Origin of the sequence: Streptomyces sp. NPDC020742, assembly GCF_040641675.1 — a bacterium.
In the GTDB taxonomy this organism is placed as follows: Bacteria; Actinomycetota; Actinomycetes; order Streptomycetales; family Streptomycetaceae; genus Streptomyces.
Window position 1 is genome coordinate 106,869 of sequence record NZ_JBFAEA010000012.1, and the last position, 23,879, is coordinate 130,747.

Here is a 23,879-nt window from a genome sequence, read left to right on the forward strand (position 1 = left end):
GCTTGGGCTCATCGCTCGGTCGTTTCCGCAACGCTGGGGTGGGGTGCCGGCTGCGGGGGCCGGGCTTGCTCGGCGAGGAGCGGGAACAGCCGGGTGACCGCGGCTACGGCCCTCGCGTCCCGGGGGCCTGCGGCAGGGTGGTGGTCCCGGTCGCGATAGCGGGCGATCAGGCGGCGGAGGGACGCGGCGAGTTCGGCCATCTCCGCCGGGGTGAGGTGGAGCACGGCGCTGAAGGACTCGTCCTGCTGCCACTCGGTCGGCGCCTGGTGCTGGTGCGCCAGCCAGTGCCGGTAGCTCTCGTCCTCCAGCCCGCGGGCGAGGGTGGCGAACTCCTCGGGTTGCTGCGGACCGGACTGCTGGGGTGAGTCCCACCGCAGCCGCCAGGGCCGCGCCCGGCCGCCTGCGTGCGGTGCTTCCTCGATCAGGCCGTACCGGGCGAGCTGGCGCAGGTGGAAGGAGCAGAGTCCGGAGCTGTGGCCGAGGCGGGCGGCGGCCTCGGTGGAGGTGAGGGTGCCGGTTTCGGCGAGCAGGTCCAGCAGGGCAATGCGTACGGGATGGTCGGGGAGGTACTGGCGGGCGCGCTCTGCCAGGGGGCCCGCGGCCACGGACCGACGGTGTTCATCGGATGGACGGTGTTCATCGCTCACTTTGCAAAGGGTGCTACTTTGCAAAGGACTTGGCAAGCCGTCAGGTAGCCGGGCGACAACTCCGCCCGGTGACTGGGGCGTTCATGGAAGGCGTTGAGGGTTCATGGCTGTGGAGTTCGGTGACACCGCGCAGGATCGCCGGGTGCGGGTGCAGGGTGAGCCCGTCGCGCCCTCTCCGCGGCTCGCGCCGGAGGCGGCTCGGGGCGCGGTGCACCGGATCACCGTGGTCGGGGAGGAGATTCTGCGCCGCCGGTGCCGGGAGGTGACCCGGTTCGGCACGCCGGAGCTGGCGAAGCTGATCGACGACATGTTCGCCACCAACCAGGTGGCGGGGGGAGCCGGGCTCGCTGCCAACCAGGTCGATGTGGACCTGCAGTTGTTCGTGTGGGACATCACCGACGACTGGGGCGTCCGCCATGTCGGGCACATCGCCAATCCGGTCCTGGACGAGACGCCCGCCGAAGGCCGCCGGCTGGTGGAAGAACCCGAAGGCTGTCTGTCCGTGCCCGGTCCGTACCGTGTCGTGCCCCGCCTTGACCGTGCCGTTGTCCGGGGCCGTGACAAGGACGGCAATCCGCTGGTGATCGAGGGCCGGGGCTACTTCGCCCGGTGCCTGCAGCACGAGACCGACCATCTGCACGGCCGGCTGTATCTGGACCGGCTGGCACAGCGGGAACGGAAGGCGGCCCTCCGCGAGATGCGGGACTCCCAGGACGAGGTGTTCGCCCGGCGTGCCGCCAGGGCGAAGCGACTCGGCACATGACTCGCGGTCTGCCAGGACACCGTGGAGGGCCAGGGGTGCACTTTCGAGGCTGATCGAATCACCTTCTTCCGGCGCCCGTCCTCGCGGTACTCCTTGGGGAGCACGGGGTGCGGAACTCCTGCCGCCGCTGGGCGGGGGCGGGGGAGACGGCCGGAATGCCAGAAGGCCGGAGCAGGTGGCAGTGGAGGGGATCTTTGTGTGGACACGGGGGATGGCGACCGCGGTGGCTCCGGCGCAGGAGTGCTGTCCAGGACGGGCGGGCCGGCACCTCCCGGCGACCGGCCCGCCCGGAGACGGGCTGTCAGATGGCCATCGCCTCCTGGATCCAGCGGTTGACCCGGTACGGGAGCCACCACAGCAGCGGGCCGGTACGCCGCACCAGCCGCTCCTGTAGGAAGTCGGCGGCTACGGCCTCGGGGACGGCCGACGGCGGGGCGCCGTAGGCCAGCCGGGCGATCGCCCGGTGGTACGCGGGCTCCTCGGCGGTGAAGCGACGCAGGTCGCCCCACCGGCGGTCACGGATCTGTACGAAGCCGGGGCCCTGGCGCCACAGGCACTTGCAGAGGTAGTGCTGCTCGCGCCACTGGGTGAGCGCGGCCGCCGGGTCGACGGGGCCGGTGAGCATCCCGGGCGGCTGGAGGTGGCCGAGGTCGCGCCAGCCGTCGTCGGGCTCCGCCGGCAGGCGCAGCCGCCACTGCACGAGGACGGCGTGGGCGGTGAGGTCGCGGATGAGGCAGAGCCGGCGGACTGCCTGGGCCGCGGCGTCGGCGTCGTCCACCGCGGTCAGGTCGATCTCCTCGGTGAACTGCACCCGACGCACGCCGAGTTCCCACAGCCGGGCGGCCCGGTCCTCGGTGGGGCCGGTCACCTCGACCGTGCCCAGGCTCATGCCGGGCAGTGCACAGGCGTCCTCGTCGTAGTCCCGCCACGCCCGGATCGTCAGGGCTCCGGGCTCGGTGAGGGCGACGGGGGCGGAGGTCATGGCCATGGGTGTCTCCTACGGGCGGTCATGGTCGTGGGGTGCACGGACGCGTTCGGGGGCGCGCCCGTGCACCGGCCCGATCCGGCGTACGGACGGTACGGGAGGTGCGGGCAGTACGGGAGGTGCGGGCGGCGCTGCGGTACGGGGGGCCGGCAGCGCGGGGGAGCGGTCCGTGGCACGGGCCGGAGCATCGGTCACCGGGGAACCGGTACCTGCTCCCGTCCCGCCCCGGCTCCAGCCCCACCACCAGCCCCAGCCCCGGCGGCGGCCTCGGCCCCGGCAGCGGTGTCGGCGTCGGGCCCGCCGCCCCGGGCCGAGGCACCGGCGTGGGCGTGCCGCATGAAGTCGAGCCGCAGCAGGTCCTCGTTGACGGCCGCCGGGGCCAGCTGGACGTACTGGCCGTTGTCGGTGAAGACCAGGCCGAGCGTCAGCCAGTGCTGGAGGAGGGTGTGCACGGCGGCGGCGTCGACGGTGTGCTCGGGCAGGCGGGCGGCGAGCTTGCGGGCGAGCGCGGCGGGGGTGTGCGGCTGGTCGAGGAGCCGGAAGGCCTCGATCTCGTTGGGGTCGGTGAGTTCCATCGCACCCCAGTCGAAGGCGTGCCGGCGGCTCACCAGGACGATGCGGTCGCCGAGGTCGGCGTGGGTGAGCCGGCTGTCCGCATGGCGCCGCTTCCAGGCGCCGAGCGCGTCGTTGAGCGAGGTCACGGTGGGCTCGGTGATGCCGCGCTCGGGCGCCTCGAAGACATAGGCCAGATCGAGCAGTTCGGACTCGGGGAGGTCGTAGGTGAAGCGGTAGTGCTCCTCGGGGCGCAGGCCGGTGAAGCCGAGCTCGGGCCGGTTGAAGTACGGGCTGAAGCGCTCGATCGCGATCCGGGCGGAGAGGTCGACCGGCGGGTTGAGGTGCTCCAGCGCCGGTATTTGGGCGATGACGGGTTCGTAGTCGGCGGCGGTCTCGCCGGGGAAGCCGTGGAGGTAGTTCCAGGAGACGGACAGGCCGGTCTCGGCGCCGTCCCGGAGCATCCGGACGTTCTGGCAGCCGCTCACGCCCTTGTCCATCAGGTCGAGCACCCGGCTGTTGAGGCTCTCGATGCCGGGCTGGACGTAGATCATGCCGGCGTCGGCGAGGGTGCGCAGCTGCGGGCGGCGCATGTTCGCCTTGATCTCGATGTGCATCCGCAGGTCGTAGCCGCTGTCGATGATGCGGGGCAGCACGGTGCCGAGGTAGCCCATGTCGAGGATGTTGTCGACGACGTACATGTCCAGCACCCGGTGCCGGCGTGCCAGATCCATGATCTCTTCGTAGAAGGTGTCCGGGCTCTTGCTGCGGAACTGCATGAAGGAGCCGTTGAGCCCGCAGAACGTGCAGTGGTGCTTCTCCCCCCACCAGCAGCCGCGGGCGCCCTCGACGACGAGTTTGGGCTCCACCCAGTTGCGGGCGACGGAGGACGCCAGCCGCTCGAAGTAGCCGGTGTAGTCGGGCGGCAGGATGGCGACGGGCGGCAGCGGGCTGGTGCTCATGGGGTTGGCGGTGCTGGTGCCGTCGTCGGCGCGGTGGCACAGGCCGGGGACGTCGGACAGCTCGTCGCCCTTGTCCAGGGCGGTCAGCAGCTGGGGGAAGACGGCCTCGCCCTCGCCCCGGACCACGAAGTCCAGGAACGGGAAGTTGCGGTGGGCGGCGGCGCCCTGCTCCGCGTCGCAGTTGGCGCCGCCCATCACGGTCCTGATGTGCGGGGCGAGCCGTTTGACGTACTTGGCGGCGGCCAGCGCGGCGGTGTTCTGCTGGAAGGTGGAGGTGAAGCCGACAACGTCGGGCCCGGCCGCCACGATCCGCTCGGCGATCTCCTGGACGAACTCCGGTACCACGCGGTGGAGTTCGTGCGACATCCGCACCCGCTCGTCCCTGAGCTTGCCGCGCATCGAGGAGCTGAACTCCGCCACCCGCCACTCGGGGTCGTCGTAGAGGGCGGAGGAGAACACCCAGTCGCCGCACCCCATGAAGTACGAGGAGAGCGCGTAGAACTGGTAGTCGTCCCCGGTGAACGCGGTGCGCCGGGTGATCCAATCGGTGAACTCCAGGTTGGCGTGCAGGACGTCGGCGTGGCCGGAGGTGCGCTCGTTGACGCTGCGCCGCAGGATTCCCAGGGCGAGGGACGGCAGGTCGATCGGGGACCAGGGCATATTGACCAGCAGGACGCGCATCTCGGCTCCTTGTACGGCGGCGGAGCGCAGCGGGGCTCCGGGGATACGGCGGCGGTGGGCGGGGTACGGGCTGATGCGGCCGGCGGCCGGCCGGGGCGGTGCGGGACAGTCCGGCCGGCCCGGCGGTGCACCGGGCCGGCCGGGGAGCGTCACTCCTCCTCGGTGTCCTCAGCGGTACGGAACGGGACGGTCACCGTGATGCCGATGCCGGGCTTGCGGTTCTCCTCGTCACCCTCGAGCGGGTCGTTGTGGATGATGTCCTTCTGCATGGCCGTTTCTCCTGTTCTGCTTCTGCCGGTGTTCGGACAACGGGTCTGGCAATCCGGGGGCACCGGACGCGCCGGTGCTCCCGGGGACCCCGCCCGCGCTGGGGCGGGGGGTTCGGTGGGCCGCGGGGGTGCGGCGCAGATGCCGGTCGAGAAAGCCCAGGGCGCGGGTCAGCACGGCCACGTGGTGGGCGCCGGTGTAGCCGTCGTGGCCGGTCTCCAGCCACATCGACTCGTGCGCAACGCCGGCCTCCCGCAGGGCCGTGAGGTAGCCCCGTACCTGCCCGGGCGGGCACTTGGCGTCCAGCGTCGCGGCGACGACCAGCAGCGGGGCGCGCACCGCGGCGGCGTGGTGCAGCGGTGAGCTGCGCGCATAGCGCTCCGGTACGGTCGCGGGGGTGCCGCCGAACAGCCGCTCGTCCAGGGCGCGCAGTGCGGGGGTGCCGGCACGGTAGGCCGCCGCGCAGTCGGCGACCGGTTTGACCGCGACCCCGGCCTGCCACAGGTCGGGCCGGGTGCCGAGCGCCAGCAGCGTCAGATAGCCGCCCCAGGAGGTGCCCCACAGGCCGATCGCGTCCTCGCGGGCCACGCCCCGGCGCAGCAGGTCGGCCCGTACGGCGACGAGGTCGGCGACCTGGGTGAGCCCGACGCCCTCCCCGAACGCGGCCCGCCACCGGGGGCCGTACCCCGTGGAGCCGCGGTAGTTGACCCGGGCCACCGTGAAACCGGAGGCGACCAGCGAGTGCACCTCCGGGTCGTAGGCGTCCCGGTCGTGGTCGGCGGGACCGCCGTGGACGAGGAACACCAGCGGCGGACGTCGGCCGGGCACCGGGTCCGGTTCGCTCAGCAGGGTGTGTACGGGCCCGTCCGGGCCGTCGGTCCACAGGTCGCGGTGCCGGCCGGGCGGCCGGGCCGGCAGCGTGGCGAGCGCCGGGAGCCGGGTCCCCGCGGTGGAGCGCATCTGCGGCGGCGTGGCGGTGTCGGTCCAGAGGTAGTGCACATCGCCGCCCGGACGGGCGGCGGCGTCGAGCAGGGTGCCGGGCGGGGACGGCACCGGGGTCAGGGTGCGCCGGCCGAGGTCGGCGGCGACGAGCGAGGAGCGGCCGTGTCGGTCCTGCCGGACGAGGACCTGGCGGCCCCCGGGGTACCAGCGGGCGGTGATCTCGGTGTCGAAGCGGCACCAGTCGTGCGGTCGCAGCCCCCCGCCGGGGCGCCAACTGGCCAGCCGATAGTGGTCGTTGTGCTCCTGCACCAGCAGCAGCTCGGTGGCCGCCGGGGAGGGGGCGAAGCCCAGTGCCCACAGCCGGCCGCCCCGCCCGGAGAGCCGGGCGAGCGGCACGCCCGCGCAGGTCAGCACCGTCACCGCCGGCTCGGAGCCGGCCGCCCCGGACACCGCGAGCAGCCCGCCCGACGGGGCGATGCCGGTGAGCAGCGCAGGGCCGTCGACGGCCGCCACCTGCCGGGCCGGGCCGCCTGGGACGCCGAGGTGGACGGCCATCCCGCGGCCGTCCCCGACGCCGATGGCCACCGTCCCGGCGTCGCTGACCGCGAGGCCGTTCGGCAACCCCGGGCGCAGACCGGACAGGCCGGGGTGCCGTGGCCCGCCCTCGAAGTCCTGGAAGTGCCACTGCCCGACGCCGCTGCGGTCCTCCGCGAACCACCACACCCGGGCGTCCGCGTCCACCGCACAGTGCAGCGTCCCGTGCCGGCTGTCGGTGACCTGGCGGGAGGCGCCGGTGGCGGCGTTCCAGGTGAAGATCTCGCAGCGGCCGCCGGCGTCCGCGGCCAGCGCCATCCGCGCGGGATCGCGCGGGCAGACCTCGGGCAGCGCCGGCCGGTAGACCCGGAAGCCGCCTCCCGGTGCCGGCGGCGCGGCCAGGGCGTTGGTCCCGGTGCTCATGCCTGCCCCTGCACGGTGCCGTGGGTGCGGTCCGGTGCCGCAGTGGTCGCATACAGTGCGAGCCCGGCCAGCAGCGCCGCGCAGCCCAGGAAGGTGGCCCTGGACCCGGCCCGGCCGGCGGACAGTCCGGCGAGGACCGGCGCCAGCGCGGCCAGCGTGCCCGCGGCGGTGGCCAGTACGGTGCCGGTGCGGGCCTGCAGCGCGGGCGGAGTGAGCTGGAGGATCCGGGCCTGCAGCGCCACGGTCGCCAGCGGAGTGAGCGCGCACAAGAGGCCGAACAGCAGCCCGTACTGCCATATCTGACGAGCCATCACCAGGGCCGCGGCGGGCGGCACCATCAGCCAGGACACCGCCACCAGCACGGCCCGGGCAGAGTGTCGGCCGGCCAGTCGGGGCGCGAGCAGCGAACCGGCCAGCCCGGCCGCCCCCGAAAGCGCGAGCAGCAGCCCCAGCTCCGCCGCCCGCCCGGCGCCCTGCAGGGCGAAGACGGTGGCGTAATACAGCGCGACGAGCAGGGCGTTGACGACGGAGACCCAGACCAGCGCCAGTCGGAGGAACGGAGTGCGGCGGACCAGGGCCAGCCCCGCCCCCGCTTCAGCGACCAGCGCCCGCCAGCCCGGCCGGCGCCGGGCCGCGGCCTCCGGTCGACGCTCCCCGGGCGCGGACAGATCGGTGCGCATGGCGCGGACACAGCCGGCCGCCACGGCGTAGGAGACCGCGTCGGCCAGGAACGGCAGCCAGCGGCCGGCCTGGAAGAGCAGACCGCCCAGGGCTGGTCCGAGGAGCAGGGCACCGCGCTCTCCCGCCTGTAAGCGGGACAGCACGCGCCGGTGCTCGGTGGGCGGGCACACCAGGGCGACGGTGCCGAGCGAGGCCGCCTCGTAGCAGGCGGTCGCACACCGCTCGACCAGGACGGCGGTGAGCAGCAGCGCCATCGACACCCGGCCCGCCCACACCGCCCCGGCCACGCAGCCCATCGCGGCGGCGCCCACCAGTGCGGCACCGACCATGACGCGCTGACGCGCCCCGCGGTCGGCGGGTACGGCGGCCAGCGGGCCGAGGACCAGCGTGACCGCCGCCGAGAGCCCGGCGATCGTCCCCACCTCTGCGGGCGAGCGGCCGAGGCCGATCAGCAGCAGCGGCAGCACCAGCCCGGACGCCTGACTGCCCAGCGCGTCACAGGTGCCCGCGCACCAAAACAGCCGGATGTCGCGGCGGGCGTGGGGCCGGTGCGCGGCGGGCGCCGGTTCGGCAACGGCCGGCGTCATCGGGTGGGGTCCGGGGCCGGGCGCGGGGCGCAGCGGGCGACCCGACGGGGCGCACCTCCCGCACGGGCACCTCCCGCACGGGCACCGCCCGCACGGGCACCTCCCGCACGGGCACCGCCCGCACGGGCGCCGGCGGCGTCCGGGGCGGATCCCGTCATGACCGGGGCGTCGGCAGATACGTCGGACGTCACGTCGGCGGATAAGCCGGACGGAGCGTCCTCTGCGGGGGGTGCCACTGCTCGCCGTTCCATGCGAAGTCACCTCACGTCCGTGGGCAGATCGTGAAGACCAGCACACAGTTAGGTCAACTTGCGGAGGAGATGTGTCCGAAGTGTGCCGGAGCATAGCCATGGAGTGACACAGGCCACAAGGCACGGGAAGGGGAACTCATCCGGAGGGCATGGTTCTGGAGCCCGCCCTCCCGGGAAGGGCCTTCGTCGGCATCGCCGCAGCCCTCATCAACTGCCGTCGGTTCACCGGGTGAAGGACTTCGCACGGTGCGAGACTGTCGCCATGACTCTGCACCTCATCTCCGTGATCGGGAGTAGCCCTGGCGTCGGCAAGTCCACCCTGTGCCGTGCGGTGGCCCAGTGGCTCACCAGCGTCGGCGCATCGGTCGACCACTTCGAGGAGGCCGACATTCTCACCCGGTCGGCCTTCCGGCCCGTGGCCGAAGAGTTCGCTGGTGGGGCTTCCGCCGTCCGGACCGAGACCCTGGTCGAGTGCACTCGCGCCTACGTCGCGGAGTCCCTCGCGGCGGGCAAGGACTATCTGGTGACGGATGCCCTTCTGCCCTTCATTCCGTCCCTGGTGGCATGGGGCCACGACGAGGGGACCCTCGTCCACGTCATGGAAGAGCTGGCCCGGGCCGTGGAGCCGGCCCAGGTCACCGTGGTGTACGTCCACGACGATCCGGAGCGGGCACTGCGGCGCGCAGTCGAGCGAGAAGGCGATGCCTGGGAGGACTGGTACGTGCGGAAACTCGCTGGCTGCCCTGGTACTCGGGCCGTTCATGACCTCTCGTCAGCCGCCGCTCACCTCCGCTTCGAGGCTGACCTGACCAGTCGTCTCCTGGCCCGGACCCCGTGGCGCGTGCTGAGCGTGGACGGCGGAGCACTCAATGCTCAGGAGGCACACGCCCACACCCAGCACCACCTGACGGACGTGCTGGGGGTGTCAGGACGACCTTCCGCGTAGCGGTCGCCACCAGGCACACCAAGAGAATCGACGTCCAAGGGGCCGGCTCCTATGGCCTCCTGCGGCCTCCGCGGCGTTCGGCCGACGCCTCCGGCTACTCCCGCGGGCCGGCGCCTCCGGCTACTCCCGCGGGCCGGCGCCTCCGGCTACTTCCGCGGGCCGGAGGCGCCGGCCGGGACGTGCGCGAGCGCCGCGCTCGCTATGCGGTACCGGCCGTTGGGCACTTCGCCGGCGGTCACATGGACCGTCAGCGGCCCCGGCCATTCGTATCCCCGCTCGGCGGCGTGCCGGGCCAGCAGATCGGTCAGCTGCCGCCCCACCTCCCCGCCCCGCGCCGCCAGTTCGTCATGCACTTCGTGCGCCAGCTCGACCGTGTAGTCATTGGGGACCAGGACCCGATTCCGGTTGCAGACGACCGCATGGTCGTCGCACTCCCGCCGCAGGTCGTCGAAGAGCTCGACCGGTTCGCTCGGGAAGACCTTCGCCAGCAGCGCGTTCTCGCACCGCTCCACCATGCGCTCCACCCGCCTCAGAGTTCCCATGCAAAGCCGCCTGCCCGTACGGGACGCCCTCCATGCGGCAGGCTCACCGGCCCCGGGCGGCTCGGCCCCAAGCGGCGCGGTGCCCTACGCCCGCCACAGGCTCTGCGCGAAGTCGAAGACCCGGTCCGGGTCGTAGTCGTGTGCGACGCACCGCAGGCGGGCCAGGTTCGGGCCGTAGTAGCACGCAGCCCAGTCGGGCAGGGCGGGGTCGATGTAGTTCACATAGCCGCCGCCGATGCCCAGGTCCGCCAGCCCGGTCACGACCTTGCCGACCCTGCGGGTCACCACGGCCTCGGACGCGGTCGTGGCGCCCGCGTAGATCTGTGCCGTGGCAAATGCGGTCCGGTGCGGGAACGCGGTCTGCTGCACGCCGACATCGGCCACCGCACCGCCGAGGGCGTCCAGGATCAGCGACACCCCCGTACTGCCGGTCAGCAGGTCGACCACCCGGCCAGGATTGGTGGCGGGCGCGCTGAGCACCCGCGAGGAGGCCACGAACGCCTGGCGGCCCGGGGTGCCGGAGAAGAAGCGCATGGCGTCGAAGTAGCTCCGGTCCTCCACCTTCCGCGTCGTGGGCGAGACCCCGCAGCGCGCGACCAGATCGTTCAGCAGCGGGTTGCAGGCACCGCTCGGCCCGACGAAACAGCCGCTGACCCGGCAGCCCGGCGTGCTGCCGCTGGAGATGTTCAGGTTCGCCCACAACTCCCGTGGTGCGGCCGTGATCCACGGCTGCCAGGCCGTCAGCACCTTGGTCACCTTCCCCGCCGGGAAGGCGAGGGAGAAGATGGTCAGCGCCGGTGCCGGGGCGGTTGCGAAGGTGAACCGGGTGACCACCGCGAAGTTGCCCCCGCCCCCGCCGCGCAGCGCCCAGAACAGGTCGGGGGTGGCGGAAGCGGTCGCGGTGAGCGTGCGCCCGTCGGCGGTGACGACATCGGCGGACACCAGGTGGTCACAGGTGAGCCCGAACTTGCGCTGCAGTACGCCGATTCCGCCGCCGAGCGTCACCCCGGCGATCCCGACGGTGAAACAGGAACCCCCGGGCAGCGCGCGGCCGGCCTGGCTGAGTCCGGTGTAGACGTCCCGGAGGGTCGCACCTGCTCCGACGGTCGCGGTGCCGTCCGACGGGACCGTCACCGCCGACAGACGGCGCAGGTCGAGCACCAGCCCGCCGTCGGGAGCCGAGTAGCCGACGTAGGAGTGTCCACCGCTGCGGGCGGCCAGCGGCACCCGGTTCGCCGCCGCCAGAACGCCCTCGCGGACGTCCTCCACCGACGCGCACTGCGCCACGGCCGCGGGGACATGGTCGTCGTTGAGCGGGTTGAACAGCTTGCGGGCGTCGTCGAAGGCCGGATCTCCCGGCCGCAGCAGCGGTCCGCGCATCCGCGCGCGCAGGCCGTCCCAGTCCACCTCGGTCGCGCCGGGGCCGGCCGCCGGTGGATCGTCCCGAGGGGTGCGGGAGAGCCGAGCCCGCGCCATGGCCACCATCTCCTCTGCGGACAGTTCGAGAGAAAGCGGGGGAGCGCCCGTGGTGAAAGCGGGGCGGGTGCCCGTAGGGCCAGACAATTCTCAAGCTAACACCGGGTGACAGCCCCCTCCAGTCGATCAGCGGCGCCGTTCGCGCCCCTCGGCGCGCGCCGCGTACGCGGCCGGGCGCGCCCGTGCCGTCGGGCCCGCCTCGCGCACTGCGTACCACCGGCCGTCACCCGAATGGCCCACCGGGGATTTCCGTCCGGGGTGTGCGGCTTACCGTCAAACCAATCGCGGTACGCCGCCGGAATGCCCGGAATTCGCCCTGCGACATTCCCTGCCGGGTGTGCGTCACGGAACGTGCGTAACGGAAACCTGCGTCACCGAACGCGCGTCACCGAACGTGTGTCACGGGGTGAGAGCGCACCAGGCGGGCGTGCACCTCAGGCGTGTGTCATCGGGCCTGCGCCGGAGGGTTTCGCCGCCCGGAGTTCCCCGCGGACGCTGCGGAGTTCTCCGCTGAGTTCACCGCTGTGTCCACCGCTGAGTGACGGAGGAAGAAGCCATGGACGTCACCGTCGGTACCTTCAACCTCAACAACCTCTTTTCGCGGTTCAACTTCCAGGCCGAAATCACCGCTGTCCACCCGACCGGGCCCAACGGCGAACTGACCGCCAGCTATGTCTTCGACGACCCGGAAGAGGTGCGGCTGCGCACCTACCAGGGGAGGCTGGTGAAGGGCAAGGACCCGCAGGACCAGAAGGTGCTCGCGGAACGCATCGGCCGGATGGACCTCGATGTCCTCGCCCTGCAGGAGGTCGAGGACATCGATACGCTGCGCTTCTTCGTCGCGCAGCAACTCGACCGCTCCTACCGGTTCCTCACGCTCGTGGAGGGCAACGACCCACGGCTGATCGACGTGGCCGTACTGTCCCGGCTGCCGATCGGCGCGGTCACCTCCTGGCAGCATGCGGTGCACCCCGAAGCGCCCGATGAGCGGGTGTTCAGCCGGGATCTCCTGGAGTGCGAGATCCTCGATCCGCACGACCGCAACCAGCGCCTGTTCACCACCTTCATCACCCACCTCAAGAGCCAGTTCGTCGAGCCCGGACGGGACCCCGAGCAGGGCAAGCGGGCCAACGACACCCGCCGCCGCAGACAGGCCGAGACGATCGCCCGGATCGTCACCGCGCGCACCCGCCCGGACGGCCGCTTCCTGATCCTGGGTGATATGAACGACGCCCCGGAGGCCCCGGCCCTCGCCGCGCTGACGGAAGCCCGGCAGCCGGCCCTGACCAACGGACTGACCCACCCCGTCGAGACCCGCGCCCCCAAGCCCGACACCCCGCCGCCCCCGGCCTCGGGGGCATGGACCCACCGGTTCAAGGCGCCGGGCCGCCCCGCCCAGTACGAGCTGTTCGACCAGATCTGGCTCAGCGAAGCCCTGGCCCCGCGGCAGGACGGCGCCTTCATCGACCGCCGCACCCGGCACGCCGGTGACGGCAGCGACCACGACCCCGCCTGGATACGGCTGCGCCTGTGATCCCTCACCGGCGCGGCACCCGGCGCCGGCAACCGGCGCCCCCGAGGCCGGACCCCGCCGGCCCACGGCACACGGGAGGACGAGCACATGCCACTGAGGAACTACGGTGTACTGGCGGCCCGGCCGCGCGAACGACGCCGTGAAGGCGCCGCCGACACACCGCACTACCAGATCCACCTCACCGACAACCACGGAGCGTCGTACCGCGCCGCCATCAACGTCCTCTCCCAGCAGGCGCCTTCCGATCTGCTGTACGTGGTGCTGGACGACTTCCGGCACCCGCTGACGCACCTGCTCCCACCGGCCGGGAGCGGCTGGAGCCCCCTGACGTCCCAACCCGGCGGGGCAAGCCTGGACTTCATCCGCGGCAATCTCTTCGACCGCTCCCAGATGCGGACACTGCCACCGGAACTGCCGGGCGTGGACAACGACCTCGCCGATCTCCTCGACCACTCCGTGCAGCGGGCCATCGTCGACCCGGCCGCCTCCGTCTACCTCTTCGGACAGCGGTTCCGGGAACCCGCCGCCGACAAGGTCTTCCGCTTCCAGCCGACTGACGGCGTCCACGACATCCATATGAACCAGGGCAACTCCGGCCGGTTCCGCGCCGATGACGGGGTCTGGCAGGACGGCGGCCTGCTGGTGCACTTCCCCACCGAGTCCCGCTGTACGGCCGTCTTCCTGGCGTTCCAGTCACAGGCCTGGCACACCGACGACGCCACCGGCCACGCCCTGCCTGCCGTGGCCCGGCCGCACACCGGCGACGAGGAGGCGCTGCGCATCGTGGCCGCGCTGGTCAACCCGGCCGGTCCGGCGCCCGAGGAGGAGACCGTCACTCTGGTCAACACCTCCGCCGCCCCGGTCGACCTCGACGGCTGGCACCTGACCGACCAGCACAAGCACCAACTGGACCTGCCCGAAGGGCGTTTGGGGCCGGGCGCCACCCTGGTCGTCCCGGTCCACAACGGCTTCCAGCTCGGCAACCACGGTGGATCGATCACCCTGCTGGACCCGGCCGGCCTCAAGGTCCACGGCGTCGCCTACACCGAGCAGCAGGCCCAGCGCGAGGGACGGACGCTCACCTTCTGACGCAAGGAGCGCCCGCCCCGTACGGCCCGCACACCGGGGGAGCGCCGCACCGACGGCCACCGGGGCGGGCCGCACTCCCCTCAGGGGGTGCGGCCCGTCCCGCGAGTGGCTGATCAGTGGCGGCTCAATACCCTTCCGTACACACGATGTTGCCGTTCCGCCGGTACAGGCAGCCCCAGGCCTTGACGCCCTTGTCGTTGACCATGGCGGTGTACGTGGAGCTGTGGCCCGACGCCACGGTCCTGGTGTAGCAGGAACGCGGCCGGCAGGCCCCGCTCCGGTTCCGCGCCTCGATGCGGTCACCGCCGCGGGCGTGGGTGACCCGGACCCAGGCCGCACGGCACCGCGCGCTGTACCGCAGCTCGATCAGCGGCCCGATCTCCGCGCTGCGGCGCACCGTCCGTGCTTGGTGGTCGCAGCCGGTGCTCACCGGGCTCCTCCCCGCACGCCCGCTGCCCGAGCACGGTGCGGTGACCGTGACGGGAGCCGCCTGCACCGGCACGCTCCCGGAAGCGGCCCACAGCAGGGGAACGGCCGCGGCGACCGCGAGCCTTCCCCGTGTCTTCGTCCTCACCCTGTCCCTGTCCCTTCTCTCCGCGTCCCGCTCCGCGTCCCCTGACGGGCGGGCGTACCGCCGCGCACGGCGTGGCGTCCCCTCACAGGTAGGTGATGTCCCAGTGGCTGCTCTCCCGGGCGTAGAGGTTGCCCGCGGAGGAGCGGTACATCGGCGCGCCGTCCCCGCGCTTGCCGATGTAACGGAAGCTGTGCTTGATGTAGTTGGTGACGCAGCTGGTCGGGGCGACGTCGACCTTGTAGCCGTTCCAGTGGCTGTACCGGCCGGAGGCGTGGCCGGTCTCGGTGCCGCCGGTGATCGTGACCGCGCAGTGGCTGGCCCGTTTGAACGTGATGATCCCGTTGACGGTGCCGGAGTTGATCCGGGAGAACGAGGTGCACCGCCGGTTGTTGCGGTCCGAACAGTGACCGCTGGAGGTCCAGCCGATCCCCGCCGCCCGCAGTCGGCCGGCGGCCTGTGCCTGCGTCAGCTTCGTACCGCTGGCGGCCGCGGTGTCCGCGGTGACGAGCGGTGCGACGACCACGAGCGCGGTCACGGCAGCGGCGGCGAGGCCGCTCCGGGCGGACAGACGTGTGGACTTCATGGGCTTCCCTTCCTGGCGAACGGTCCGGGCGGTCCGGGCCCTCCGGGAAAGGAGCATCGCGCCGTCGCCGGTGGACGCACAGCCCCGCAGCCCGTCAGGGGACCGGGTGGGACGGCCCGGCCCCTGACCTGCTGGGACGTGCACACCGGTGAGGTCGTCCTGGGACGCTTCCCGCCTACTGCGGCCGGAAGGAACGGATCTGGTAGCCGCCCTGCAGATTGCCGCCGGAGCCGGCCGCGGTGGACCCGACCCGCGCGTGGTAGTTGGTCTGGGTGTAGTACTGCACCCGGTGCCCGGTGCCGTTCCACACGGAACGCACATTGCTGCCCCGCTGGATGAACGAGCAGTCGTCGGCGGTGTTCGCCTTGCTCGACTGCGACCACTGACAGCGCGTTCCGCCGCCGTTCCAGTCGCTGTAGATGCAGAAGTACCCAGGGGTGCAGTTGTACGCCGCCCGGTGGGCGGGCCCTTCCGGGGCCGCGCTCGCAGTGGGCGTCATGCCGAGCGCGGCGACCAGCGCGGTCGCGGCAATGGCACAGGAGGAGAGTCGGTGCATGGGAGAAACTCCGCTTCTTCGTCGAGGATCGGAAGACCGCACCGCCACCACGCCAACGACGTCCACGACGTCCACCACACCAATGACGTCCACGACCGAAAGGCAGCGGAAGGGCAGCGGGAAGGACACGGGGGACACGGGTGCGTCAAGCAGAACGCACCGTTGCCGACGGCTTGGGGCGGCCGGTCTCGAAGCGTCCTCAGTATGGGCCGCCGGAGAGATCCCTCTTAGGGCCATTCTGCGCCGTTCGCCGCCGCCTGGAGTGCGGCGGCGTAGGCACCGGGCGTGCGCGGCGCGCTGCCCCCTGACGCGTCGTTGTACAACGGATGCCGCAGGGAAGGGCCCGGCGGAGTACGGACACCACACCACACCACACCACGCGCCGGACCGTAAGGTCAGTCCTCCGCCCGTTGGGTCACCGGTGCCTCCGTGCGGTCACCGAGGAACTCGTACCACCGCCGCTGCAGGCAGACATAGCGCGCATCGGCCTCGACGAGGCGGAGGAAGGCCGTCACGGTCTCGTCGAGGCGCTCCTGCAACCCGGTGTCGGTCAGCTGCCCGTCCTCGGTGAAGCCCTTGTGCGCGCCGGCGAGGCTGAACATGTCCGGGTAGACCCGGGTGCCGAGGTGCTCCAGCGGGACCCGCAGCGCCCACAGCCCCCGGTTCCCACCGACCAGGGAGGGCGAGGCGGAGACCAGCAGGGCGTGCTTGCTCTTGAACGGTTGCGGCCGGACCCGGGAGACCCAGTCCACCGCGTTCTTCACCACTCCCGGCACGGAGGCGTTGTACTCGGGCGAGGACAGCACGAAGCCGTCGCACCGCTCCAGCCGGTCGCGCAGCGCCAACGCACCCTCCGGCAGGCCGTGCTCGGTCTCCAGGTCGCCGTCGTACAGCGGCATGTCGAATTCCCGCAGCGTACTGAAGTCCACGTCTGCGCCGGCCTCGGTCATCATCCGGGCGACCAGGGTGGCCAGGCGGGTGTTGGTCGAACCGGCCCGCAGCGAGGCGCTGAGAACCAGCACGCGCAGTGGTCCGGGAGCGGCATCCGTGGGCATGGTGATCCGTCACGTCCTTCCGTCATCACATCAACGCACGCCCTCACGGGCAGCACGGAGTCCCGCACCGGCACCGGGAACCGATGGTGGCGCGGGGACAAGGGCGCCGGCACCAGGAGCCGGGACCGCGATCCCCGTACCCGATCAGTGTGACGGTGCCGGTGCCCCCAGGGCGTACGCCGCGCCCGTCGGCCGCCACGGCCCACGCGGCTGGGGCTACGGTCGGTCCCGGGCCCGGCGCAGGGCCGGCCCGGCGGCTGCGAGCGGGAGGTTGCGGAGATGCTGGTTCTGGGGCGTGCACAGGTCGAGGCGCTGCTCGATACGGATGCGCTGATCGACGCACTGGCGTCGGCGATGACCGACCTCAGCGCGGGCCGGGCCTCCTGCCCGGACCGGGGCGCGGCGATGGTGCCCGACCACGACGGCTTCCTGGCCGCCATGCCGGGGTATGTCCCCTCAGCGGGCGCGCTCACCGGCAAGTTGCTGTCCGTCTTCCCGGGCAACGCCGGTACCGCGCTGCCGACCCACCAGGCCCTGATCGCAGTGTTCGACCCCGATACCGGTGAGCCCACCGCGCTGCTGGACGGTACGGCGATCACCGCCGCCCGAACCGCGGCCTGCTCGGCGCTCTCCGCGCGCCTGCTGGCCCGTGAGGACGCGGCCGTGCTGGCCGTTCTCGGCACCGGCACCCAGGCCCGTGCGCACGCCCGGGCGATGTGTAGGGTCCGCCCGATCCGCCGGATCCGCGTCGCCGGCCGCAACCCGGCCACCGCGGCCGCCCTCGCCGCGGACCTCGCGGCCGAACTCCGGCTGCCCGTCGAGGCGATGCCCGGTTTCGCCGAGGCGCTCGACGGCGCGGACATCGCCGCGGCCACCACCCATGCCACCGACCCGGTGATCCGCCGCGACTGGCTGACACCGGGCGTCCACCTCACCTCGGTCGGCTTCAACCCGGCCGGCCGTGAGCTCGACGACGCCACCGTCGCCGAGGCCCTGGTCTGCGTCGAATCACGGCGGGCAGCCCTGGCGCCCTTCCCCGCGGGCAGCAACGACCTGCTCCACCCGATCCGCGACGGGGTCATCACCGAGGACCACGTCCATGCCGAACTCGGCGAACTCCTCGCCGCCGACAAGCCCGGCCGCACCTCGCCCGGGCAGATCACCCTCTACAAGTCGGTCGGGGTGGCGGTCCAGGACGCCGCGGCCGCGGCCCTCGTCGTCGCCGAGGCGCGCAGGCGCCGGACCGGATCGGAGGTCCTGCTGGCGTAGTGCTCCGGCTGGCGCCGCCCGGTCGCCGCCGCGCGGAGTTACGAGGGGCGGCTGCGGGCCCGGCGGCGTGCGGCCCGCCGGCGCAGGGTGCGCCGCTCCTCCTCGCTCGTACCGCCCCAGACTCCGGCATCCTGCCCGTGTTCCAGCGCCCACTCCAGGCACCGCTCCGTCACCGGGCAGCGCTGGCAGACGGACTTGGCCTGTTGGGCCTGCAGGAGCGCGGGACCGTTGGTGCCGACGGGGAAGAACAGCTCCGGATCCTCCGCGCGGCACGCCGCTTCGTTCCGCCAGTCCATGGCTCGTGGTACCTCCGTTCTCTGCGCGGTACTGCGGTCGGGCGCCCTGTGGCAGGGCCCTCCGGCCCGGCGGGAGCACCGGCCGCTCGCCCGCGTCGTCCTGTCCGTCCCCGTTGCCTTCGCGGGTTCCCGATCCCGGGCAGGGAATGCCCTGATGCGGCCAACTATCCGGCCGGGATGGCGATTTCATCCGTTCGGGTACCGGCCGGGTCCTCGGTTGCCGCTGTCCGGCCTCAGGTCTTGCTCAGATCGCGCCGTGCATCGGCACGCCGCTTCGTACACTGGCGGGTAACCCCTCATCGACAAGCGGAGGAACCGATGAAGACCCCCCACAGCCGTCTTGTCCCGCGCATCGCGGCTTTCCTGCTGCACGGACGCCGGCCCCGCCTGGACCACCCCGACGCGCACCGCACCGCCGGCCCCCACCCGCACGAGGGGCTGAGCGACCACTACCGCCCCTCGGCCCCTTCGCCGGGAGCCGGCGGAATCCGCTGACACTCCGAGGCACCCGCCGGCCGCACCCGCCGGCCGCACCCGCCGGCCGCATGCGCAGGACGCATGCGGCCGGCGCGTTCCGTGCGGGAGGCGCTGCCGTAGCAGGCGGAAGACGCCGTCAGGGAACGTCGCCGGAGAGGGGCGAAGCGGAACACCCGGCTCCGTGGCCGGGTTTCGATGGGCCGAAAACGGCAATCCGCTGTGTCATGTCCAGACGCATCCAGTACAGCAACAACGGAGCTGCCAAAGTCATCGTCGTCATCGCGGACATCGCCGCGCTGATCCTGGGTCTGTGGATCCTCTTCGCCCTCCTCGACGCCAACCGCGCCAACGACCTGGTGAGCGCCGTGCACGCGGCCTCGCTCTGGCTGGCGGGCTGGTCGCACGACCTGTTCACCATGGACGCGGAGTGGCTGCGGACCGTGCTGAACTACGGCCTGCCGGCCGTGCTCTACGTCTTCGTCGGGCACCTTCTCGCCGCCCGCATCCGCCGCGTCTGACCGGCGGACCACACCCCCGGGTCGCCTCGCCGGATCACCCTGCCCCGCCCTTCGCAGATGCGGCGCACGGTCCGGTCCGCGGCGGCGGCCTCGGCGCCCGGACCCGTGAAAGGGGGCGGTCGCGGTACCGGTTTCTGCTCAGGCACACAGGGCACCCACGCAGCCCGGTGCCCGGCTGGCCTCCCCCTTCAGCCGGGCGCCGGGCTGCGTGTCCACCGCCGTGTGAACGGGCGCCGCACGGTGGCGGGTTGGGGTACGGATCGCGCCACTCCGCCCGGACCGGTCCGCGACCGGGTTTGTGTCCCGGGCCGCAGGGCAGGCGGGTTGTCGTCAAGGAACGGCTCGACAGCAAGGGAGCACGACCATGACGACCGACAAGAAAGTGTCTGCCAAGGCCGACCAGGCCAAGGGCGCGGTGAAGGAGACCGCGGGGCGTGCCGTCGGCAATGAGCGACTGACCGCCGAAGGCCGCGCCGAACGCGCGAAGGGAGACCTCCGCGAGGCCGGTCACAAAGTGCGGGACGCGATGAAGCGATGAGAGCGCCCCGTAGCGACTTCGGTGGATGCGACCGCGTGTGCAGAGACTGAGGCGGTGGCCCGGCGGACCTCCTTCCGCCGGGCCACCGCCGCGTCGGCGCCCGGTTCCCGCGCTGTACGGACCCCTGGCGGATGGTGCCTCCGCTTGAGTGGTTACGGTGGGGACGACCGCCGGCGTGTTGTTCGGCGGGCGGGCGGCCCGCCGGGTGCGTGCCGCCCCGGACCTACCCGAAAGGTGCGGACATGACGACTGTGCACGGCACCCCCCTGGACATCCCCACTCCGGACGGCACCGCCGACGCCTACCTGGCCCACCCGGACGACGGCGCACCGCACCCCGGTGTGCTGCTCTACATGGACGCCTTCGGACTGCGCCCCTCGCTGGAGGGGATGGCCCGGCGACTGGCCGGACACGGCTACACGGTGCTGGTGCCCAACGTCCTCTACCGCGCCGGACGCGCCCCGGTGGTGGAGATGCCCGACTTCATCGACCCCGGGCAGCGGCCGGACCTCTTCGAGCGCCTCATCCCGCTCATCATGGACCACACCCCCGACCGGGTGGCGCGGGACGCCGGCGCCTACCTCGACTGGATGGCCGCCTCCCCGCTCGTCGCCGACGGCCCGGTGGGCACGACCGGTTACTGCATGGGCGGGATCCTCGGCGTCCGCTCCGCTGCGGCCCACCCCGACCGGATCGCGGCCGTCGCCTCCTTCCACGCCGGGCGCCTGGTCACCGAGGACGAGGACAGCCCGCACCGGCTCGCCGGCCGGATCACGGCCGAGCTGTACTTCGGCCACGCCGACCAGGACCAGTCGATGACGCCCGACCAGATCACCGCCCTGGAACAGGCCCTGGACGCCGCGGGCGTGACCTACGGCAGCGAGCTGTACGAAGGCGCCGCGCACGGCTACACCCAGATCGACACCGCCGCGTACAACAAGGAGGCGGACGAGCGCCATTGGAGCGCCCTGCTCGACCTCTTCGGGCGCCGCCTCTGACCTAGTGGAGATGGGCGGGCCAGCAACCGGACAGCGGGAGCCGGCCCGCTCCCTGCCGCACCACGCCGGACCGCCCCGCGGTAGAAGGTCCCGCCGTCGCACCCATCCGCGTCCCGCTACAGCCATCCGTGCCCATCCGCACCCCGTAACGACGCGGTCGGCCCTTGAGTGGATCAGCTCGTGCCGTGGCGAGGGACCGCATGGGCTCGGGCGAACGCGAGCGTCCTGGCGATGCCACAGCAGGGGGTGAGACCAGCTCTGTCCGCACCGGGCGTGGGCGGTTTACTGCCCGGTCAGGCGGGTCCATGGGCACCGGCCGGACGTCTTTGACGGCGACATGATGGAGATGTTCGGCGACCCACGGTGCAAAGTCGCGTCTCTCCTCCGTTGCGTCCGTAGTGTCTGCGCGTTCCGCATTCGGCGCCGTGTGGTCACTTGTGGCTGGGCTCCGGTCTGACGCTGAAGGAGATCGGGGCACTCGGCCGCGGCGTGGTCGGCGTCTCCTGCCAGCCTTGCACGGGGGAGTCGAGCGCGTCGATCATCCACCAGCTGAACAGGCCTGCCGCCACCAGCACGACGCCCACGAGCACGCAGCACGACAGCACTACCCTTTTTCGCTTTTCCACACCGCTTCCTGCTCCGGGGCCGTGCAGTGCGGGCCGTTCAACCGACCCGCGTCGTACTGCGCCCCTTGACGTCGAAGTCCTTGGCCATGCCGACCATGTTGAGCCGAGCCAGGTCCGCCTGCTCAAATTGCAGCGGCCCCTTGTCTAGGTCCCGCCGGTGCTCGCTGGGGACGCCCCAGTCATACCGCTTTTGCACCTCGACCTGGTACGTGATGCGGTCGCCATGTTTCTGGCCGACGAGCCGGTACTGGAAGTTGTTCAGCGCGTAGTACCAGTTCAGACTCTTGTCGCCCTCGGAGATGTTGGGGCGGCTGCCCTGCCATGAGCTCTGGAAGGCGCCGTCGGGCAGCTTCTTCGCCTCGGCGAGGGTGGTGTCGACATCCCGGCGGAAGGCCGGCATGTCGTCGAGCATGCGGTTCGCGTCGACCTCCACCGGCTCGCCGTTCCCGTCGAGGAAGTGTCCCAGGAGCATGGCGGCATCGTCCCACCCCTTGGCGTTGAGGTAGCCGCGGACGAGGCCCATCTGCGCCTCGTTCCAGCTGTCGCTCATGTCCGCGTCGTCGCGGTCGACACGGCCCCTGTTCTCGGTACGGAAGGTGTCCTCCGTCCCGAAGATGACCTTCAGACCGCGCTGTAGGCTCCCGTCGATCTCGGTAACGGCCTTGAGTACGCCCTTGAGTTTCTCCTCGATCGCTGTGGCCTGGGCGGTCCGCACCCGGTCCGCCTGCTGCTCCTCCGGGGAGAGCGGCCCGGGCGCGCGCATGACGGTCCACGTGACGGTGCCGTCCGGCCGGACACTGAAGCCGTGGCCGATGGCTTCCTGCTGCAGTTCCGTCGCGCGGCGTTGGTGCTCGCTGAGGCTGCCGAATCCGTCGCCGGTGCCGTCCACAACGTCGTCGAGGAACTTCTGTACGGCCTCGGCTTCCTTGGCCACCGCGTCGATGTCGAGGCGGATCCCGGAACATGTGCGGGATGCTTCGGTCGCGTCGTCGCCGCTCCAGTGCTGCTCGGATTTCAGCGGTTTGATGACGGAGTCTTCGTATCCTTCGCCGGCCTGCCGCAGGCGTGAGGCGATCCATCCCCAGTCAGAGGCTCCCTCGCGGAACTTCCCGAGGTCCAGGCTCATCAGCGCGGTCATGTCGACCATCATCTGCCGCCTATCCGAAGAGGTCGTGCCACATTTCGGTGATGACGTTCTCGTTGCCGTCATGGCTGCTGGCGTTGAACCGGATGTTCTCCGCGGCTTCGGACAACTCGTCGCGTACGACCTTGTTGAGCGTTTCCCACCTGGACGACATCTCGTCCACGCTGCCCGTGAAGTCCCAGCCCGGCGCTGCGGCCTTGAGTGTGCTGACGGCGCCGTCGGCAGGCCCGAGAAGCTTGCGTACGGAGCCTCCTGTGGCGTCGATGTCGTCGGCGCACTGCCGCATCCAGCGTGTGTCAGCCTTCATTCGCACCCCCGTGTACCGGCCAACCTGAGGTCGACGGTACTCGGGTAACGCACCGCCAACCATGCCGTACGCCGGATCCAGCCACACCGCGGTGGCCTGGGTGGCGCTGGCAGTCGGCCGCCGTGAGCCTGCTCTCTCCGCTGGTGATGTCGTACCTCCTGCTCTGCGGCAGCGGCACACGCCTGCTCGACCGCCACCTCGCCGATCGGCCCGGGTACGCTGCCTACTCGGCCCGCACCAGCGGATTCCTCCCCCCCCCCGGCCACCAGGCCGCCGACCCCACGGGACGGCACCGTGACGGACACGGACCCCACCACACCGCCCGACCCGGCCGGCACCGAGGACGGCGGCCTCGCCGCGGTACCGGCCGGCGACCGGGCCGACTGGCCGGTCACCGCCGGGCACCGGCCGCTGCGGATCCACCGCAGCCCCGACGCGCCACGGGCCGCGGTCCTGCTGCTGCACGGCGGACGCGCGGACGGCCTCGAACCGCCGCCCCGCCTCAACCTGCCGGCGCTGCGGATGCGCCCCTTCGGCACCGCCGTGGTCCGGGCCCTGGGCGGCCGGGCGGTGCTGCTGGCGTCCGCGCGCTACCGCGTCCGCGGCTGGAACGGTCCGCGCGCCGATGCCGCCCGGGACGCCCGCGGCGCGCTCGATGCGCTCACCGCACTCGCCCCCGGCCTCCCGGTCGTGTTGATCGGCCACTCCATGGGCGGCCGGGCCGCCCTGCACATCGGCGGACACCCGGCCGTGTGCGGCATCGTCGCCCTCGCCCCGTGGTGCCCGCCCGAGGACGAGGTGGCCCACCTGCGGGGGAAGCCGCTGGCCGTTCTGCACGACACCCACGACCGGGTCACCGACGCCGATGGCTCCCGGCGGTTCGCCGAGCGGGCCCGCGGGTCGGGCGCCGAGGCGTCGGTGATCGCGATGGCCCGCGGCGGACACACCATGCTCCGCGGGGCGCACCACTGGCACCGCCTGACCGCGGAGCTGGCGGCGTCCATGGTCACCCGTCCCGGCTGATCTCCCGACTGATCTCCGCGCCGATCTCCCGGCCGAGCCGCCTGTCCTCTCGG

The 23,879-nt window shown here is 72.3% G+C and carries 25 protein-coding genes; 10 read left to right on the forward strand and 15 right to left on the reverse strand.

All coding sequences use genetic code 11. The features are described 5' to 3' along the window. Positions 1 to 8 precede the first annotated feature (8 nt). The gene (locus AB0G84_RS21380; RefSeq protein ID WP_361322837.1) at positions 9 to 605 is read right to left on the reverse strand and encodes a helix-turn-helix domain-containing protein; all 597 of its coding nucleotides are present in this window, start codon (positions 603 to 605) and stop codon (positions 9 to 11) included. A gap of 145 nt (positions 606 to 750) precedes the next feature. Here AB0G84_RS21380 and def point away from each other — a divergent pair, with 145 nt between their 5' ends. After that, entirely contained in the window at positions 751 to 1,410 is a 660-nt protein-coding gene (gene def / locus AB0G84_RS21385; RefSeq protein WP_361322840.1) for a peptide deformylase, read from the forward strand. A gap of 301 nt (positions 1,411 to 1,711) precedes the next feature. Here def and AB0G84_RS21390 read toward each other — a convergent pair whose 3' ends face one another. From AB0G84_RS21390 to AB0G84_RS21405, 4 genes are all read right to left on the reverse strand, one after another. Next, on the reverse strand, positions 1,712 to 2,392 hold the full coding sequence (locus AB0G84_RS21390) for a DUF5825 family protein (protein WP_361323149.1): 681 nt from the start codon (positions 2,390 to 2,392) through the stop codon (positions 1,712 to 1,714). A 194-nt stretch (positions 2,393 to 2,586) separates the two neighbouring features. Continuing rightward, positions 2,587 to 4,590: a RiPP maturation radical SAM C-methyltransferase gene (locus AB0G84_RS21395; RefSeq protein ID WP_361322843.1), complete on the reverse strand. Its 2,004-nt coding sequence runs from the start codon at positions 4,588 to 4,590 to the stop codon at positions 2,587 to 2,589. A 228-nt stretch (positions 4,591 to 4,818) separates the two neighbouring features. Then, the gene (locus AB0G84_RS21400) at positions 4,819 to 6,756 is read right to left on the reverse strand and encodes an alpha/beta fold hydrolase (RefSeq protein WP_361322846.1); all 1,938 of its coding nucleotides are present in this window, start codon (positions 6,754 to 6,756) and stop codon (positions 4,819 to 4,821) included. Then, positions 6,753 to 8,024 (reverse strand): MFS transporter, encoded by a 1,272-nt coding sequence (locus tag AB0G84_RS21405; RefSeq protein WP_361322849.1) that lies wholly within the window; start codon positions 8,022 to 8,024, stop codon positions 6,753 to 6,755. Before AB0G84_RS21405 ends, AB0G84_RS21400 begins: the two co-directional genes overlap by 4 nt. Positions 8,025 to 8,537: 513 nt before the next feature. On the opposite strand from AB0G84_RS21405, the gene AB0G84_RS21410 reads away from it, so the two are divergent. Continuing rightward, entirely contained in the window at positions 8,538 to 9,221 is a 684-nt protein-coding gene (locus AB0G84_RS21410; RefSeq protein WP_361322852.1) for a hypothetical protein, read from the forward strand. A 146-nt stretch (positions 9,222 to 9,367) separates the two neighbouring features. Here the strand turns inward: AB0G84_RS21410 and AB0G84_RS21415 are convergent, their stop codons facing one another. Continuing rightward, on the reverse strand, positions 9,368 to 9,763 hold the full coding sequence (locus tag AB0G84_RS21415) for a DUF3662 domain-containing protein (protein WP_361322855.1): 396 nt from the start codon (positions 9,761 to 9,763) through the stop codon (positions 9,368 to 9,370). Positions 9,764 to 9,847: 84 nt separating this feature from the next. Further along, a complete protein-coding gene (locus tag AB0G84_RS21420; protein ID WP_361322858.1) occupies positions 9,848 to 11,239 on the reverse strand; it encodes an FAD-dependent oxidoreductase in 1,392 nt (463 codons plus the stop codon). 556 nt (positions 11,240 to 11,795) lie between these two features. On the opposite strand from AB0G84_RS21420, the gene AB0G84_RS21425 reads away from it, so the two are divergent. Further along, positions 11,796 to 12,773, forward strand: coding sequence for an endonuclease/exonuclease/phosphatase family protein (locus tag AB0G84_RS21425; protein WP_361322861.1), 978 nt, complete (start codon positions 11,796 to 11,798; stop codon positions 12,771 to 12,773). An 87-nt stretch (positions 12,774 to 12,860) separates the two neighbouring features. Then, a complete protein-coding gene (locus tag AB0G84_RS21430; protein WP_361322864.1) occupies positions 12,861 to 13,862 on the forward strand; it encodes a DUF2278 family protein in 1,002 nt (333 codons plus the stop codon). A gap of 124 nt (positions 13,863 to 13,986) precedes the next feature. On the opposite strand, the gene AB0G84_RS21435 is transcribed toward AB0G84_RS21430, so the two are convergent. From AB0G84_RS21435 to AB0G84_RS21450, 4 genes are all read right to left on the reverse strand, one after another. Next, positions 13,987 to 14,292 carry a DUF2690 domain-containing protein gene (locus tag AB0G84_RS21435; protein ID WP_361322867.1) on the reverse strand — a complete coding sequence of 102 codons (306 nt, stop codon included), beginning with the start codon at positions 14,290 to 14,292 and terminating at the stop codon, positions 13,987 to 13,989. A 226-nt stretch (positions 14,293 to 14,518) separates the two neighbouring features. Further along, entirely contained in the window at positions 14,519 to 15,019 is a 501-nt protein-coding gene (locus AB0G84_RS21440) for a hypothetical protein (protein WP_361322870.1), read from the reverse strand. A gap of 175 nt (positions 15,020 to 15,194) precedes the next feature. Beyond that, the gene (locus tag AB0G84_RS21445; protein ID WP_361322873.1) at positions 15,195 to 15,575 is read right to left on the reverse strand and encodes a peptidase inhibitor family I36 protein; all 381 of its coding nucleotides are present in this window, start codon (positions 15,573 to 15,575) and stop codon (positions 15,195 to 15,197) included. 395 nt (positions 15,576 to 15,970) lie between these two features. Next, positions 15,971 to 16,630 carry an NAD(P)H-dependent oxidoreductase gene (locus AB0G84_RS21450; protein ID WP_361322876.1) on the reverse strand — a complete coding sequence of 220 codons (660 nt, stop codon included), beginning with the start codon at positions 16,628 to 16,630 and terminating at the stop codon, positions 15,971 to 15,973. 279 nt (positions 16,631 to 16,909) lie between these two features. On the opposite strand from AB0G84_RS21450, the gene AB0G84_RS21455 reads away from it, so the two are divergent. After that, positions 16,910 to 17,899 (forward strand): ornithine cyclodeaminase family protein, encoded by a 990-nt coding sequence (locus AB0G84_RS21455; protein ID WP_361322879.1) that lies wholly within the window; start codon positions 16,910 to 16,912, stop codon positions 17,897 to 17,899. 38 nt (positions 17,900 to 17,937) lie between these two features. On the opposite strand, the gene AB0G84_RS21460 is transcribed toward AB0G84_RS21455, so the two are convergent. After that, positions 17,938 to 18,195 (reverse strand): WhiB family transcriptional regulator, encoded by a 258-nt coding sequence (locus AB0G84_RS21460; RefSeq protein ID WP_361322881.1) that lies wholly within the window; start codon positions 18,193 to 18,195, stop codon positions 17,938 to 17,940. A 318-nt stretch (positions 18,196 to 18,513) separates the two neighbouring features. Between AB0G84_RS21460 and AB0G84_RS21465 the strand changes: the two genes are divergently transcribed. The 4 genes from AB0G84_RS21465 (at position 18,514) to AB0G84_RS21480 (ending at position 20,726) form a co-directional block, all read left to right on the forward strand. Beyond that, positions 18,514 to 18,690: a hypothetical protein gene (locus AB0G84_RS21465; protein ID WP_361322884.1), complete on the forward strand. Its 177-nt coding sequence runs from the start codon at positions 18,514 to 18,516 to the stop codon at positions 18,688 to 18,690. A 206-nt stretch (positions 18,691 to 18,896) separates the two neighbouring features. Continuing rightward, on the forward strand, positions 18,897 to 19,190 hold the full coding sequence (locus AB0G84_RS21470; protein WP_361322887.1) for a hypothetical protein: 294 nt from the start codon (positions 18,897 to 18,899) through the stop codon (positions 19,188 to 19,190). A 364-nt stretch (positions 19,191 to 19,554) separates the two neighbouring features. Further along, entirely contained in the window at positions 19,555 to 19,728 is a 174-nt protein-coding gene (locus tag AB0G84_RS21475) for a CsbD family protein (RefSeq protein ID WP_361322890.1), read from the forward strand. 242 nt (positions 19,729 to 19,970) lie between these two features. After that, a complete protein-coding gene (locus AB0G84_RS21480) occupies positions 19,971 to 20,726 on the forward strand; it encodes a dienelactone hydrolase family protein (protein WP_361322893.1) in 756 nt (251 codons plus the stop codon). Between the two features lie 431 nt (positions 20,727 to 21,157). Here AB0G84_RS21480 and AB0G84_RS21485 read toward each other — a convergent pair whose 3' ends face one another. The 3 genes from AB0G84_RS21485 to AB0G84_RS21495 are packed head-to-tail and all read right to left on the reverse strand — an operon-like array spanning position 21,158 to position 22,803. Beyond that, positions 21,158 to 21,352 (reverse strand): hypothetical protein, encoded by a 195-nt coding sequence (locus AB0G84_RS21485; RefSeq protein ID WP_361322896.1) that lies wholly within the window; start codon positions 21,350 to 21,352, stop codon positions 21,158 to 21,160. Between the two features lie 37 nt (positions 21,353 to 21,389). Beyond that, entirely contained in the window at positions 21,390 to 22,490 is a 1,101-nt protein-coding gene (locus AB0G84_RS21490) for a hypothetical protein (RefSeq protein ID WP_361322899.1), read from the reverse strand. Between the two features lie 19 nt (positions 22,491 to 22,509). Further along, complete coding sequence (locus AB0G84_RS21495) at positions 22,510 to 22,803, reverse strand: hypothetical protein (protein WP_361322902.1); 294 nt, start codon at positions 22,801 to 22,803, stop codon at positions 22,510 to 22,512. 411 nt (positions 22,804 to 23,214) lie between these two features. On the opposite strand from AB0G84_RS21495, the gene AB0G84_RS21500 reads away from it, so the two are divergent. After that, complete coding sequence (locus AB0G84_RS21500; protein WP_361323152.1) at positions 23,215 to 23,826, forward strand: alpha/beta hydrolase; 612 nt, start codon at positions 23,215 to 23,217, stop codon at positions 23,824 to 23,826. Positions 23,827 to 23,879: the final 53 nt, after the last annotated feature.

Excerpts from the sequence above, each read along its gene's own strand:
- def (WP_361322840.1), top strand. The coding sequence starts at position 751 with ATGGCTGTGGAGTTCGGTGACACCGCGCAGGATCGCCGGGTGCGGGTG.
- AB0G84_RS21390 (WP_361323149.1), bottom strand. The coding sequence starts at position 2,392 with ATGACCTCCGCCCCCGTCGCCCTCACCGAGCCCGGAGCCCTGACGATC.
- AB0G84_RS21395 (WP_361322843.1), bottom strand. The coding sequence starts at position 4,590 with ATGCGCGTCCTGCTGGTCAATATGCCCTGGTCCCCGATCGACCTGCCG.
- AB0G84_RS21400 (WP_361322846.1), bottom strand. The coding sequence starts at position 6,756 with ATGAGCACCGGGACCAACGCCCTGGCCGCGCCGCCGGCACCGGGAGGC.
- AB0G84_RS21405 (WP_361322849.1), bottom strand. The coding sequence starts at position 8,024 with ATGACGCCGGCCGTTGCCGAACCGGCGCCCGCCGCGCACCGGCCCCAC.
- AB0G84_RS21410 (WP_361322852.1), top strand. The coding sequence starts at position 8,538 with ATGACTCTGCACCTCATCTCCGTGATCGGGAGTAGCCCTGGCGTCGGC.
- AB0G84_RS21415 (WP_361322855.1), bottom strand. The coding sequence starts at position 9,763 with ATGGGAACTCTGAGGCGGGTGGAGCGCATGGTGGAGCGGTGCGAGAAC.
- AB0G84_RS21420 (WP_361322858.1), bottom strand. The coding sequence starts at position 11,239 with ATGGCGCGGGCTCGGCTCTCCCGCACCCCTCGGGACGATCCACCGGCG.
- AB0G84_RS21425 (WP_361322861.1), top strand. The coding sequence starts at position 11,796 with ATGGACGTCACCGTCGGTACCTTCAACCTCAACAACCTCTTTTCGCGG.
- AB0G84_RS21430 (WP_361322864.1), top strand. The coding sequence starts at position 12,861 with ATGCCACTGAGGAACTACGGTGTACTGGCGGCCCGGCCGCGCGAACGA.
- AB0G84_RS21440 (WP_361322870.1), bottom strand. The coding sequence starts at position 15,019 with ATGAAGTCCACACGTCTGTCCGCCCGGAGCGGCCTCGCCGCCGCTGCC.
- AB0G84_RS21445 (WP_361322873.1), bottom strand. The coding sequence starts at position 15,575 with ATGCACCGACTCTCCTCCTGTGCCATTGCCGCGACCGCGCTGGTCGCC.
- AB0G84_RS21450 (WP_361322876.1), bottom strand. The coding sequence starts at position 16,630 with ATGCCCACGGATGCCGCTCCCGGACCACTGCGCGTGCTGGTTCTCAGC.
- AB0G84_RS21455 (WP_361322879.1), top strand. The coding sequence starts at position 16,910 with ATGCTGGTTCTGGGGCGTGCACAGGTCGAGGCGCTGCTCGATACGGAT.
- AB0G84_RS21460 (WP_361322881.1), bottom strand. The coding sequence starts at position 18,195 with ATGGACTGGCGGAACGAAGCGGCGTGCCGCGCGGAGGATCCGGAGCTG.
- AB0G84_RS21465 (WP_361322884.1), top strand. The coding sequence starts at position 18,514 with ATGAAGACCCCCCACAGCCGTCTTGTCCCGCGCATCGCGGCTTTCCTG.
- AB0G84_RS21470 (WP_361322887.1), top strand. The coding sequence starts at position 18,897 with ATGTCCAGACGCATCCAGTACAGCAACAACGGAGCTGCCAAAGTCATC.
- AB0G84_RS21475 (WP_361322890.1), top strand. The coding sequence starts at position 19,555 with ATGACGACCGACAAGAAAGTGTCTGCCAAGGCCGACCAGGCCAAGGGC.
- AB0G84_RS21480 (WP_361322893.1), top strand. The coding sequence starts at position 19,971 with ATGACGACTGTGCACGGCACCCCCCTGGACATCCCCACTCCGGACGGC.
- AB0G84_RS21490 (WP_361322899.1), bottom strand. The coding sequence starts at position 22,490 with ATGACCGCGCTGATGAGCCTGGACCTCGGGAAGTTCCGCGAGGGAGCC.
- AB0G84_RS21495 (WP_361322902.1), bottom strand. The coding sequence starts at position 22,803 with ATGAAGGCTGACACACGCTGGATGCGGCAGTGCGCCGACGACATCGAC.